Source organism: Psychroflexus halocasei (assembly GCF_900107595.1).
GTDB lineage: Bacteria > Bacteroidota > Bacteroidia > Flavobacteriales > Flavobacteriaceae > Psychroflexus > Psychroflexus halocasei.
Genome location: NZ_FNQF01000002.1, coordinates 168,772 through 183,740, shown reverse-complemented (window position 1 = coordinate 183,740; position 14,969 = coordinate 168,772). Strand labels below are relative to the sequence as shown.

Below are 14,969 nucleotides of genomic sequence, written 5' to 3'. Positions count from 1 at the left end.
GTGAATTCACAAAACTTATACTTTTACTTCCACAACAAAAGATAAGTTTTGAATGATTTCTCAACTTATCGTTTTAACTTAAATAAAACGATATGCAGAAACGTAGATTAGGTATCCTTGAAATCTGGAATCTTAGTTTTGGATTTTTAGGAATACAAATGGGCTTTGCACTTCAAAATGCAAATGCTAGCCGTATTCTACAAAATTTTGGAGCCGATGTGCATCAACTCTCTTGGTTTTGGATTATTGCACCTTTAATGGGCTTGATAATTCAACCAATAGTCGGACATTACAGTGATCAAACTTGGACTAAAATAGGAAGAAGGAGACCTTACTTTTTAGTAGGTGCGGTTTTAGCTTCCGTTGGATTGGTTTTAATGCCACAAGCAGATATTTTCATTGCATTCATGCCAGCACTTTGGGTTGGAGCAGGAATGTTGATGATTATGGATGCTTCCTTTAACATTGCCATGGAACCTTTCCGAGCTTTAGTTGCTGATAATTTAAGGTCAGAACAGAGAACTTTAGGTTTCAGTATTCAAACTGTTTTAATCGGAATTGGTGCTGTTATTGGTTCGTTTTTACCTTATGCTTTAAGTAATTATTTCGGTGTTTCTAATGAAGCACCAGCAGGAAGCGTACCACAACATTTAATATTATCTTTCATTATTGGTGCAATTATTCTTATCATCAGTATTTTGATTACTGTTTTTACAACTAATGAATACTCGCCTGAAGAAATGAAAGCTATTGAAAAGGCTAAAGCTGAAGCAGATGAAGTTGATTATGTTGAAGAAGATATAAAAGAATCTAAACTCACAGATATTTTTACCGATTTTGTGAAAATGCCTGAAACCATGCGACAGTTAAGTTGGGTTCAATTTTTCTCTTGGTTTGCTTTATTTGGGTTATGGGTTTTTAGCGTGCCAGCCATTGCACAACATTATTATGGCCTGGCGCCAGACGATGCTTCAAGTGAGGCTTATAATGAAGCAGGTGACTGGGTCGGTGTTCTGTTTAGTGTTTATAATTTAGTTTCGGTTTTTGTCGCTTTATCATTGCCGAAAATCGCAAAATATTTCGGACGTAAAAAGACACATGCTTATGCGCTTTTTATAGGAGGATTCAGTTTGCTTTCTATTTACTTTTTACCCAATGAAAATTGGCTGATTCTTTCAATGGTCGGAATTGGTGTGGCTTGGGCAAGTATATTAGCAATGCCTTATGCAATTTTAGCAGGTTCTATAAATCCCAAAAAAATGGGCGTTTATATGGGGATTTTTAATTTCTTTATTGTGATTCCTCAAATTATCAACGCTTTAATTGGTGGACCATTAGTAAAATATTTATACGGAAATCAAGCCGTTTTTGCACTTGTGATGGCTGGTGTAAGTATGCTTTTAGCAGGATATTTAGTGACGAATGTAAAAGATGTTGACGAAAAAAAATAATATGGATAAGAATAAAAAAGCAATCATTTTTGACCTTGACGGTGTAATTGTCGATACTGCAAAATTTCATTTTTTAGCATGGCAAAATTTAGCTAAAAAATTAGGAATTGAATTTACAACAGAAGATAACGAACAATTAAAAGGCGTAAGTCGCGTCAAGTCTCTTGAAAAAATACTTGAATGGGGAAATAAAGAAATCTCTGAACAAGAATTTGAACAATTGATGCACGATAAAAATGAAGAATACTTAAGCTATGTCGATCAAATGACAACTTCTGACATTTTGCCAAAAGTTAAAGAAACCCTCGATTATCTAAAAGAAAATAATTACCCAATTGCTTTAGGATCAGCAAGTAAAAACGCAAGACGCATTTTAGAACACGTTGATTTACTCTCATATTTCGATGCAATTGTTGATGGAAATGAAGTGACAAAAGCAAAACCTAATCCTGAAGTTTTTTTAAAAGCTGCTGAATTGCTGAAAGCTCAACCTGAGCATGCAATTGTTTTTGAAGATTCCCTTTCAGGAATAGAAGCTGCCAATACTGCTAAAATGCTCAGCATTGGTATTGGTGATGAAAATATTTTAAAGGAAGCAAACTATGTTTTTAAAGATTTTGAAGACATGGGACTCGCTAAGTTCAAAGAAATCTTAAACGAATAATAGAATTATAAACTAACATAAATATGAATCGCAATTATATTATACCAGATGCTTGGTCGATTATAGAAGATAAATTTGAAGCAGATCATGTCAAATCATCCGAGAGCCTTTTTAGTATAGGAAATGGAGCGATGGGACAACGCGCTAATTTTGAAGAAGATTACTCGGGGCCTAGCTTTCAAGGAAGCTATATCGGTGGTGTTTATTATCCTGATAAAACCCGCGTTGGCTGGTGGAAAAATGGTTATCCTGAATACTTCGCAAAGGTTTTAAATGCGCCTAACTTTATAGGTATTCATATCAAGATTAACGATGAGGTATTTGATTTGCATCAATGTAAAGAAGTGAATAACTTCAGACGTGAACTCAACATGAAAGAAGGTTGGCATAAAAGAACTTTTATTTCAAAACTGCAAAATGACATTGAGATTAAAGTTGAAGCGCTTCGTTTTTTAAGTTTAGATCATGAAGAGTTAGGAGCGATTCAATATCAAATCACTCCGTTAAATTCTGATGCCAAAATTGAATACACGCCTTACATCGACTCTGGAATCAAAAATCAAGACACCAACTGGGATGATAAATTTTGGGAAACAACTGATGTTGATATTGACGATGAGCAAGCTTTTATTGAATCACATACATTAAAGACTGAATATAAGGTTTGTACTTTTATGCAATCACAATTTTTAATTGATGATGAAATTGTAAAACTTTCAGTTCAATCAGAAAAAGAAGATTTAAAAGCAAGCCTTTCTTATTCAAAAGAAATTAAAAAAGATCAAACTTTTACTATTCATAAATTTGCAGGTTATACAACTTCATTAAATCATCAGGAGAATGAATTGACTTCTGCTGCGAAAAATGTTTTGTCAAAAGCTGTAGATTTAGGTTTTGAGGAATTATTATCGAAACAAAAACAAGCTTGGGCAGAGATTTGGAGAATGAGTGACATTACTATTGAAGGTGATGTTGAAGCGCAACAAGGGATTCGTTTTAATATTTTTCAATTAAATCAAACTTATTCTGGCAAAGATGCACGCTTAAATATTGGTCCTAAAGGCTTTACTGGTGAGAAATACGGTGGAAGTACATATTGGGATACCGAGGCTTATTGCTTACCTTTTTATATGGCAACAAAAAATCAGCAAGTCGCCAAAAACTTACTGATTTATCGTTACAGACATTTAGAAAAAGCTATTGAAAACGCTGAAAAGTTAGGCTTTAAAAATGGAGCTGCACTTTACCCAATGGTCACCATGAATGGTGAAGAAAGCCACAATGAATGGGAAATTACTTTTGAAGAAATCCATAGAAATGGCGCAATTGCTTATGCTATTTTTAATTATCACCGCTACACGGGAGATTATTCTTACATTCCAGAAATGGGAATGGAGGTGTTAATCGCAATAGCAAAATTTTGGCAGCAACGTGCAAGCTTTTCTACTCATAAAAATAAATATGTCATCCTTGGTGTTACAGGTCCTAATGAGTATGAAAACAATGTCAATAATAATTTTTATACCAATTATGTAGCTCAGTGGTGTATTAATTATATGCTTGAAAATCTTAATATCTTAAAATTAGATTATTTTGATGATTACCAGCGCATTATTGAAAAGACAAAACTGACTTCTGAAGAGATTTCAGAAATGAGAAAGGTGGCAGCAGAAATGTATTTTCCTTATTCAGAAGAACATCAAGTTTACTTACAACAAGATGGATTTTTGGATAAAGAAATGATCAAAGTTGATGACCTAGATCCTAATCAAAGACCGATTAATCAATACTGGTCGTGGGATCGTATTTTGCGTTCGCCTTACATCAAACAAGCTGACACTTTACAAGGGTTTTATTTCTTTGAAGATCATTTTAGCCGTGAAGAATTAGAAAGACATTTTGATTTTTATGAACCTTTTACAGTTCATGAGTCTTCACTTTCTCCTTGCGTTCACAGCATTCAAGCTGCTTCATTAGATCGAATGGAACAAGCTTACGAGTTTTATTTAAGAACATCACGTTTAGATCTTGATGATTATAATAAAGAAGTAGAAGAAGGTTGCCATATTACATCAATGGCAGGAACTTGGATGAGTATTGTAGAGGGTTTTGGTGGAATGCGTATCAAAAATGGAAACTTACATTTTTCACCAAAAATCCCTCAACAGTGGAACTCTTATTCTTTTAAAGTGAATTTTAGAGGAAAAGTTTTAACCGTTAATGTTGAACAAAATAAAGTCGATTTTAAACTTGATGGCGCACCTAAAATGAATGTTTTCGTTAATGGCGAAAAACGTCAAATTTTAGATAAAGCATAAGGATTATAATTATCAATCAAGGCAGGATGCTTTTCCTGTCTTGATTTTTTAAAACTATTAAAATGAAAAAAATATTCTACCTTTTCATAATTTGCTTTAGCTTTCAAATGCTATCTGCTCAAGATGTAAAAGTTGAACCGCCACACTGGTTTGCAAATATGAAGTCTCAGCAGTTGCAACTTCTAGTTCATGCTGAAAATATTAAAGATGCTGAGGTTAAATTGAATTCTGATAAAGTGCAACTTCTTGAAGTTCATCAAGCCGATAGCCCTAATTATTTGTTTTTAGATTTGAAATTGGCTCAAACTTCTAAGGCTTACAATTTTAAAATTGATTTTAATTTAAAAAATAAAGAAAAACTAACTTATCAGTATAAAGTCAAGAAGCGTCAGAAATTAGCTGATGAATTTGTAGGTTTTGATAGCAGTGACGCGGTTTATTTGATCACACCAGATCGTTTTGCAAACGGAAATCCTTCTAATGATGTCATTAAGGGCATGAACGAAACCAAAATTGATCGGGCCGATACTTATGCACGACACGGCGGTGATATTGAAGGGATGATCAAACATCTTGATTATATTTCTGATATGGGTTTTACAGCAATTTGGCCGAGTCCTTTGTTAGAAAATGACATGCATCATGGTTCATATCATGGCTATGCGATGACAGATTTTTATAAGGTTGATCCGCGTTTTGGCGATTTAAAATCTTACAAAAAATTAGCAAAAAAACTACATCAAAAAGACATGAAACTCATCATGGATATGGTTGCGAATCATTGCGGCTCTGAACATTGGTGGATGAAGGATTTACCTTTTCATGATTGGGTGAATTTTCAAGAAGAATTTGTTAATCAAAAAGAGATTCCGCTTTCTAACCACCGAAGAACAACGAATCAAGATCCCTATGCTTCTGAAATTGATACAGATTTGAATCAAAAAGGTTGGTTTGTAGAAACCATGCCAGATTTAAATCATAAGAATCCTTTTATGGCTAAATACATTATCCAGAATAGCATTTGGTGGATCGAAACTTTAGGTTTAAACGGAATTCGTCAAGACACTTATCCTTATGCCAATAAAGAATTTATGGCTGATTGGGCGAAAGCCATCATGACGGAATATCCCAATTTTAATATTGTAGGCGAGGAGTGGAGCACAAACCCATTGCTCGTTGGTTATTGGCAAGATGGCGCTGAAAATAAAGATAAGTATGAGTCTTATCTAAAATCAACGATGGATTTTCCGATGCAAACAATGATTGTTAATGCATTAAACGAGGATGAAACATGGGGAACTGGTTTGGTTAAAATTTATGAAGCATTAGCAAATGATTTTTATTATACCAATCCTGAATCAATCATGATTTTTGCTGATAATCATGACATGAGTCGTATTTATACACAGCTTAATGAAGATGTTTCTAAAACCAAAATGGCTTTAGGCTTGGTTTTAACTTTACCGAGAATTCCTCAGATTTATTACGGAACAGAGATTTTAATGGATGATTCTGAGAAACCTGGTGATCACGGTTTAATCAGAACTGATTTTCCTGGTGGTTGGGCGTCCGATGAAGTCAATGCTTTTAAAGGAGAAGGTTTATCAAATAAACAAAAAGATTTTCAGTCATTTTTAAAAAGATTGTTGAATTACAGAAAAACTTCAAAAGCCCTAACTGAAGGTGAGACTAAGCATTTTGCACCATTTAATGCAATTTATATATTGGTGAGAACGACAAATGATGAAAAAGTTATTCTGTTTTTAAATAAAAATAAAGAAACTCAAAAAATTGATTTATCACGATTTGATGAACTTGATTTTAAAGGAAAAATATTTAAATCAATTATTGATTCACAGAGTTTTGAATGGAGTCAATCTTTAGATTTAAAACCAGGATTATCAATTTTTACAACTAAAAAGTAATAACTTAATAAGCTATGAAACCTACATTTTTCAGTTTTTTTTTGGTGTTTGTGCTCTGCGGTTTAAATCTAACTGCACAAAACCCTGATCGTATATTTCAGGATATTCAAATGCAAGATGATGCGATTATCATTCAAACATCAGACGGAAATTATCAGATGTCATATTTATTACCAGATATTGTAGAAACTGAATTTATCCCAGAAGGAAGCTCATCTATCAGTGAGTCTCATGCTGTTCAATTAAAAGAAAGATCATCTGATTTTACAATTTCTAAAAATGATAATTCTGTAGAAATTCATTCTGAAGGAATTGAGATCAATATTCAAAAATCACCATTTCAAATCACATATTTTTATGATAGTGAAAAGTTGATTTCAGAGAAAAATGGATACCAAGAATCAGATGTAGGTTTTGAAATTGACTTTAATCTTAACGAATCAGAAACTTTGATGGGTGGCGGTGCCAGAGCTTTGGGGATGAATAGAAGAGGACATCGTTTAAAGCTATATAACCGCGCGCATTATGGATATGAATCAAAATCTGAACTGATGAATTACAGCATGCCAATTGCTATTTCATCAAAAAAATACATGATTCATTTTGATAATCCTAGTACAAGTTATTTAGATTTTGACAGTCAGTTTAACAATCGTCTTGCCTATGAAGCGATTTCTGGTGCTAAGAAATATCAAGTTATCGCAGGTAATTCTTGGGAGAAAATTATTGAGAATTACACAGCTTTAACAGGTCGTCAGAAATTACCTCCGCGTTGGGCTTTAGGAAACTTTGCAAGTCGTTTTGGGTATCATTCGCAAAAAGAAACTCTAGAAACTATTGATCAATTTCGTAAAGAAAATATACCTGTTGATGCTGTTATTTTGGATTTATATTGGTTTGGAAAAACAGTGCAAGGCACAATGGGAAACTTGGCTTTTGATAAAGATTCATTTCCTAAACCCAAGAAAATGATCAAGAAGCTTAAAAGAAATAATGTTGAAACCGTTTTGATCACAGAACCTTTTATTTTAACAACATCAAATCGCTGGGATGAAGCTGTTCGCGCAGATATTTTAGCAAAAGATACTTTAGAAAATCCTGCAACTTATGATTTTTATTTTGGAAATACTGGGCTGATTGATGTCTTTAAACCTGAAGCAAAACAATGGTTTTGGGAAATTTACGATGGTTTAAAAAACAAAGGTGTTAATGGTTGGTGGGGTGATTTAGGTGAGCCAGAAGTGCATCCTGATTACTTACAGCATCATAAAGCAAAAGCGCATGAAGTACATAATATTTACGGACATCAATGGGCGAAAATTATATCTGAAGGCTACCGGAAAAATTATCCAGATGAGCGACCTTTTATTTTGATGCGGGCTGGTTACTCAGGATCCCAAAAATACGGAATGATTCCGTGGTCTGGTGATGTTAACAGAACTTGGGGTGGACTTGAGCCACAGCCAGAAATTGCATTACAAATGAGTTTACAAGGTTTGGCTTATATGCATTCTGATTTAGGTGGTTTTGCAGGCAATTTAAACGATGACGATCTTTATGTACGTTGGTTACAATACGGTGTTTTTCAGCCTATTTACAGACCACATGCACAAGAAGAAGTGCCTTCTGAGCCAATTTTTAGAAGTGAAAAAGCAAAGAATCTTTCACGAAAAGCGATTGAATTGAGATATCAGCTTTTACCATATAATTATCAATTGGCTTTTGAAAATCAACAAAAAGGCTTGCCTTTAATGCGACCATTATTTTTTGAAGAACCTGAAAATGCGTCACTTTACAATGTTTCTGAAACTTATTTATGGGGAAATGATTTCTTGATTTCTCCTGTTTTGAAACCTCACTTAATTTCTAAAGAAGTTTACTTTCCTCAAACTTCAAATTGGATTGATTATTACACAGGTGAAGTTCATCAAGCAGGCGAAACAAAAGAAATTCAGCTGAAAGAATCTCATATTCCGACTTTTGTAAGAGCTGGAAGTTTTATTTTAAAAACCCCACTCATTCAATCAACAAAAGAGTATGTTTTTAATGATTTAGATTTAGAGTTTTATCACGATTCTGATGTTGAAAAATCTCATAGAAGTTTCTATAATGATAATGGAAAACTTCAAGATGCTTTTGCTAAAAAAGCTTACGAAAAGCTAAATTTAAAGTATAAAAAAATAGATAATAATTCTTTTCAAATTCAAATTAATCATGAAGTCGGCGAAGCTTTTAAATCTGATTTACAAAAGATTAATTTGAACATTAAGAATATCAGTAAAAAGCCTGAAACGATTTCAATTAATGGCAAAAAACACAAATTTCATTTTGATGAGAAAGCTCAAGTAATCAAGATAAATTCAATTTCAATCAATAATACAAACACACTTATTCAAATCAAATAATTCTGAACAATGAAACAATTAACAATCTTATTTGCAATGACATTTTTAGTGATGTCATGTGCAGAAAATCAAACAAAGAAAAAAGATACAGCTCAAAAAGAAGATCAGTTTGAGCCAATTTCAAATGAAATTTTAGAATCTTCAGTGATTTACGAAGCCAACATTCGTCAATATTCACCAGAAGGGACTTTAAACGCTTTCACAAAAGACATTCCTCAGCTAAAGGAATTAGGCGTGAAAGTGATTTGGTTAATGCCGATTTACCCAATTTCAATGAAAAACAGAAAAGCAACGCCAGAGCTTTCTATTGAAGATATTGAAGATCCAAAAGAGAAAGAAAAATACCTTGGTAGTTATTACGCAATTTCTGATTACACGGCTGTGAATCCAAACTTCGGTACGAAAGCTGATTTTGATAAATTAGTGGAGACAGCACATGATAACGGAATGTATGTGATTTTGGATTGGGTTGCAAATCACACTGGTTGGGATCATAAATGGATTGAAACTCACCCTGAATATTACCAAAAAGATAAAGACGGAAATGTGACAGACCCTATTAACCCAGACACAGGCGAATCCTGGGGCTGGACAGATGTTGCACATTTAACTTATGAAAACAAAGATTTGTGGGATGCAATGAGTAACGAAATGTTGTATTGGGTAAAAAATCATAACATCGATGGCTTTAGATGTGATGTTGCTGGAAATGTGACAACTGATTTTTGGAACTTTGTCGTGCCAAAATTAAAAGAAGAAAAACCAGTTTTTATGTTGGCCGAGAGTGAAGATAAAGATTTATTTTATGAAGCTTTTGATATGGGTTACAACTGGGAAGGACACCACATTATGAACGAAATTGCACAAGGCAAAAAAACAGTTGCTGATTGGGATGCTTACATGCAAAAGATTGACACAACTTACCAAAAAGATGATTATTTGATGAGTTTTGTGACAAATCATGATGAAAATTCATGGAATGGAACTGTTAAAGAACGTATGGGTGAAGCTAGCGAAACCTTTTTAGCAATGACATATGCTCTACCAGGTATGCCTTTAATTTACAGCGGACAAGAATACGATATGGATCATCAATTAAAATTCTTTGAAAAAGATACAATTCCTAAAACAAAAGGAAAGGTTTGGCCATTATTAGAAAAATTTGGAGAACTAAAAAACACAAATCCTGCTTTGAATGGTGCTAAAAATGCTGCTGATTACAAGAGAATTAAAACATCATCGGATGAGAAGATTCTTGCTTTTTCACGTCAAAAAGAAGGAGAAGAAATTCTATTTATCGCAAATATGACTGATCAAGATCAGAGCTTTACAGTCGAAAAATCTGGAAGCTTTAAAGATGAAATTTCAGGTGAGAAAATGTCTTTAAAAGAAGGTCAAAAATTAAATTTTAAGGCTTGGAAATATAATATTTTAACAAAAAAATAAGCAATTAGATTTTTTCTCATAAATATTAAAGAAGTTATCAACCTTAAACGTTTTAGCTACGATATTGATTAGGATTTGAGCCTTTTTTAAATTAAATTTGATATAATGGAAAACAAGAAAATAAATAAAATTGCGGTTTTAACATCTGGTGGTGATGCACCAGGGATGAATGCGGCAATTCGTGCTGTTGTCAGAAATGCAGCCTATCAAAATATTGGTTGTGTTGGTGTGTATAGAGGCTATCAAGGTTTGGTTGAAAAAGATTTTATTGAACTTGATGCACGTTCGGTTAAAAACATTATTAATCGTGGAGGTACATTCTTGAAATCTGCACGATCAAAGGATTTTAGAACTAAAGAAGGTCAAGAAAAAGCATACCAAAACCTGAAAAATGAAAATATTGATGCTTTAATTGTTATTGGCGGTGATGGAACTTTTACAGGTGCTTCTGTATTTAGCAAGGCTTTTGATATACCCGTGATTGGAATCCCTGGTACTATTGATAATGATATTAAAGGAACAGATTTTACAATTGGTTACGATACGGCTTTAAACACAGTTGTTGAAGCGATTGATAAAATTCGTGATACAGCGAGCTCACATGATAGATTGTTTTTAATTGAAGTGATGGGGCGAGATGCAGGTGATATTGCTCTTAATAGTGGTGTTGGTGCTGGTGCAGAAGAAATTCTTATACCTGAGGAAGATAGAGGGATTGAACACTTGCTGGAATCTTTAAAAAAATCTCGTAAATCAGGTAAAACGTCAAGCATCGTCGTTGTCGCTGAAGGTGATCAAATCGGACAGAATATCAACAAGTTATCTGAAGACATTCAAGATAATTTACCTGAGTACGAAGTTAAAGTCACTGTCTTAGGGCATATACAACGTGGCGGTTCACCAAGTTGCTATGATCGTGTTTTGGCAAGCCGACTTGGCGTTTCTGCAGTCGATGCTCTTATTGAAGGTGAATCAAATGTGATGGTTGGTACGCGACAAAAGAAAATTGTTTATGTCGATTTCGATAAAACGATTGGCGGCAAGAAAAAATTAGATAAAGAATTAATTAGAGTTGCAGATATTGTCTCAACTTAATTTTTAAAAATGAAAACTATGAAAACAAAAATTGGAATTAATGGTTTTGGAAGAATTGGACGTTTAGCGTTCAGAATTGCTTCTGAAAATGAAAATATTGAAATCGTTGGAATCAATGATCTTTTAGATGTTGAGCATTTAGCTTATTTATTAAAGTACGATTCTGTTCATGGGAGATTTAAAAAAGATGTTGATGTTAAAGACGGTCATTTACTTGTTGACGGAAAAACTATCAGAATTACTGGAGAGAAAAATCCAGCTGATTTAAAATGGAATGAAGTTGATGCTGATATCATTTTAGATTGTACAGGGATTTTTAAAGATAAAAAATCTGCATCAGCACATCTAGATGCTGGCGCAAAAAAAGTTGTGATTTCTGCTCCTTCTAAAGATGCACCAATGTTTGTGATGGGTGTTAACCATGAAGATGCAAAAGCCGAAGACACTGTTGTTTCAAATGCTTCTTGTACAACAAACTGTTTGGCGCCTTTAGCTAAAGTTGTCAATGATGAGTTTGGTATTGTAGAAGGCTTAATGACGACAATTCACGCTGCAACATCAACACAATATACTGTTGATTCACCTTCAAAAAAGAATTATCGCTTAGGAAGAAGTGCAATTAACAACATTATTCCTACAAGTACTGGTGCTGCAGTGGCAGTTGGTAAAGTGATGAAAGAGGTTGAAGGAAAATTGACAGGAATGGCATTTAGAGTTCCTACGGCTGATGTTTCTGTCGTTGATTTAACTGTCAGAACTGAAAAATCTGCTTCATACGAAGAAATGAAAGCCGCTATGAAGAAAGCAGCTGATGGACCACTTAAAGGTATTATGAATTATTGCGACGATGCTGTTGTTTCTCAAGATTTTGTTTCAGAGGAAGCAACTTGTAATTTTGACGCAGATGCAGGTCTTGCACTAAACGATAATTTCTTCAAATTAGTTGCTTGGTATGATAATGAATATGGTTACTCAAGCAAACTCGTAGATCTAGCGATGCATATTGCTAAACTTTAATTGATTTACAAAATTAATAAAAGCCTATTCATGTTGTCGTGAATAGGCTTTTCTAATACATAGCTTATGATTTTAGTTGCAGACGGAGGATCAACCAAATGTGATTGGCTTTTACTCGATGATAAAGGTGAGATGGTTTTAAAAACACGAACGAAAGGTATTAATCCTGCAGTTTTTAAAGTTGATGTTCTTAAAGCCAGACTCAGAGAAAACGAAGATTTAGTCAAGCTTATTCCAAAAGTACATCGTGTTGATTTTTTCGGAGCAGGCTGTGGAACGGAATCACCTCGATTGCAATTGCTTCAAATATTACAGGAGTTTTTTAGCGAAGCTGAAGTTAATGTCGATGAAGATATGACAGCCGCTGCGCTTTCAGCAACTAATGAACCTGGTATTGTTTGCATTTTAGGAACGGGTTCAAACTCTTGTTATTTTGATGGTGAAAAAATACACATGGAAGTTCAATCTTTGGGTTATGTGCTTATGGATGAAGCAAGTGGTAACTATTTTGGTAAAAGGCTTATTCGGAACTATTATTACAAAACCATGCCTAAAGAATTGGACTTGGAGTTTGAAAAAAGATATGATTTAAGTGCCGATACTATTAAAAGAAATCTATATCGTGAAGATAATCCTAACACTTATTTAGCATCTTTTGCAGAATTTATTTTTACTGCTGAAGAGCGAAACGGTTATTTCTATAAATTGATTTCTGAAGGCATCAAAAAATTTATAGAAAGTCGTGTTTTATGCTACAAACAAGCTCAAAATGTTCCGATTCACTTTATAGGTTCTATCGCATATTTTTCAGAAGATATCATCAGAGATGTCGCAAAACCTTATCATCTTGAAATAGGAAACATCATCAGAAGGCCCATCGATGGTTTAATCGATCATTACAAAAATAATATTATAAAAGCATCTTAAAATGAATTTACCAAAGCACAATCCTCAAAATTTAAAAGCTTGGTCTGAACTTCAAAACTTAGCTAAAACTGAAAATCTTAACATTCAAGATTTATTTAAAAATGATTCAAATCGTTTTGAAAAATATAGTGTGAATTTTAATGACTTTCTCTTTGATTATTCTAAACACCGTATTTCTGATAAAATCAAATTTTCATTATTAGAATTAGCCAATCAAGCTGAATTAAAAGATGCAATTAAAGCTCAATTTGAAGGTGATTTGATTAATGAGACTGAAAATAGAGCTGTCTTACATACCGCTTTGCGAGATTTTTCTGAATCAAATTCAAATAAAGTACATCAAGCAAAGGATGCTTTAGGTAAAATGCAAAATTTTGTCACTAAAGTTCATAGTGGCGAATGGAAAACCTATGCTGATCAACAAATTACCGATGTTGTCAATATTGGTATTGGCGGCTCTGATTTAGGACCGCAAATGGTTGTCGATGCTTTAGATTATTACAAAAAAGACATTAAATGTCACTTTATTTCAAACGTAGATGGTGACCCAATTCATTCATTATTAAAAAATTTAAATCCTGAAACGACCTTATTTGTCATTGTTTCAAAATCATTTACAACCCAAGAAACTTTAACGAATGCAAATACAATTAGAGAGTGGTTTCTAACACATACTTCTGAAGAAAATATCAAGCATAATTTTGTTGCCGTTTCAACAAATCTCGATGCGGTTGAAAAATTCGGAATTGCTTCAGATAATATTTTCCCAATGTTTGACTGGGTTGGCGGGCGTTTTTCACTTTGGTCAACAGCTGGATTAAGTATTGCCTTAACCGTCGGAATGACGTATTTTAAAGAATTATTACGAGGTGCTGAAGCGATGGATCTTCATTTTAAAGAGACTGATTTTGATAAAAATATTCCGGTTCTTTCAGCTTTAATTAGCATTTGGTATAATAACTTTTTGGGTTCAGAAAGTGAAGCCATCATTCCTTATACAAACTATTTGCAAAAACTTACGCCTTATTTACAGCAAGCTTCAATGGAAAGCAACGGCAAATCTGTTGATAGAAATGGAGACAAAATTAATTATCAAACAGGGAATATTGTTTGGGGAGAACCAGGGACAAATGCACAGCATGCGTTTTTTCAGTTAATTCATCAAGGTACAAAATTGATTCCTGCTGATTTTATTGGTTTCAAAAAGTCTTTACATCAAGATCAAACGCATCATGATATTTTGATGGCCAATTATTTTGCACAAACAGAAGCTTTGTTAAAAGGTAAAGATAAAGCTGAAGTCGAGGGGGGGCTGAAAAATCAAAGTTTATCAGAAAATGAAATTGAAAAATTATTACCATTCAAAGTTTTTGAAGGTAATAAACCGACCACAAGTTTATTGATAGATCAGCTAACACCAAAGAGTGTAGGGAAACTCATCGCGATGTATGAACACAAAATATTTGTCCAAGGTGTGATTTGGAATATCTTTAGTTTTGATCAGTGGGGCGTTCAACTTGGTAAAGAGTTGGCAAACAAAGTTCTGGAAGACATTACCTCTGAAGATATTAAAAACAAACATGATCAATCGACAGAGGCATTGCTGAGAGCTTATAGAAATTAACCTTTTATGTAAGTTAATTCATGATTTAAAATTATTAAATAATTTATATTTTATTGAATTAACTTTTGAGTTGATATATTCATATTTTTTTATAATT

Annotated in this window: 10 protein-coding genes; all 10 read left to right on the top strand. The window is 33.5% G+C overall.

What is annotated here, in order from left to right; genetic code table 11:
• Nucleotides 1-92: 92 nt before the first annotated feature.
• Nucleotides 93-1,451 (top strand): MFS transporter, encoded by a 1,359-nt coding sequence (locus BLV84_RS02885; RefSeq protein WP_093239268.1) that lies wholly within the window; start codon nt 93-95, stop codon nt 1,449-1,451.
• A gap of 1 nt (nt 1,452) precedes the next feature.
• The gene (gene pgmB / locus BLV84_RS02880) at nt 1,453-2,115 is read left to right on the top strand and encodes a beta-phosphoglucomutase (RefSeq protein WP_093239974.1); all 663 of its coding nucleotides are present in this window, start codon (nt 1,453-1,455) and stop codon (nt 2,113-2,115) included.
• A gap of 23 nt (nt 2,116-2,138) precedes the next feature.
• Entirely contained in the window at nt 2,139-4,433 is a 2,295-nt protein-coding gene (locus tag BLV84_RS02875; RefSeq protein ID WP_093239265.1) for a glycoside hydrolase family 65 protein, read from the top strand.
• A 62-nt stretch (nt 4,434-4,495) separates the two neighbouring features.
• Nucleotides 4,496-6,358 carry a glycoside hydrolase family 13 protein gene (locus BLV84_RS02870; protein ID WP_093239262.1) on the top strand — a complete coding sequence of 621 codons (1,863 nt, stop codon included), beginning with the start codon at nt 4,496-4,498 and terminating at the stop codon, nt 6,356-6,358.
• 14 nt (nt 6,359-6,372) lie between these two features.
• Nucleotides 6,373-8,763 (top strand): TIM-barrel domain-containing protein, encoded by a 2,391-nt coding sequence (locus BLV84_RS02865; protein WP_093239259.1) that lies wholly within the window; start codon nt 6,373-6,375, stop codon nt 8,761-8,763.
• Nucleotides 8,764-8,772: 9 nt separating this feature from the next.
• Nucleotides 8,773-10,209 (top strand): alpha-amylase family glycosyl hydrolase, encoded by a 1,437-nt coding sequence (locus tag BLV84_RS02860; protein WP_093239256.1) that lies wholly within the window; start codon nt 8,773-8,775, stop codon nt 10,207-10,209.
• Nucleotides 10,210-10,314: 105 nt separating this feature from the next.
• The gene (gene pfkA, locus BLV84_RS02855) at nt 10,315-11,304 is read left to right on the top strand and encodes a 6-phosphofructokinase (protein WP_093239253.1); all 990 of its coding nucleotides are present in this window, start codon (nt 10,315-10,317) and stop codon (nt 11,302-11,304) included.
• Nucleotides 11,305-11,322: 18 nt separating this feature from the next.
• The gene (gene gap / locus BLV84_RS02850) at nt 11,323-12,321 is read left to right on the top strand and encodes a type I glyceraldehyde-3-phosphate dehydrogenase (protein ID WP_200796250.1); all 999 of its coding nucleotides are present in this window, start codon (nt 11,323-11,325) and stop codon (nt 12,319-12,321) included.
• Between the two features lie 66 nt (nt 12,322-12,387).
• Nucleotides 12,388-13,248, top strand: coding sequence for an N-acetylglucosamine kinase (locus tag BLV84_RS02845; protein ID WP_093239248.1), 861 nt, complete (start codon nt 12,388-12,390; stop codon nt 13,246-13,248).
• 1 nt (nt 13,249) lies between these two features.
• Nucleotides 13,250-14,872 (top strand): glucose-6-phosphate isomerase, encoded by a 1,623-nt coding sequence (pgi, locus tag BLV84_RS02840; RefSeq protein WP_093239245.1) that lies wholly within the window; start codon nt 13,250-13,252, stop codon nt 14,870-14,872.
• The last annotated feature ends 97 nt before the right edge of the window (nt 14,873-14,969 follow it).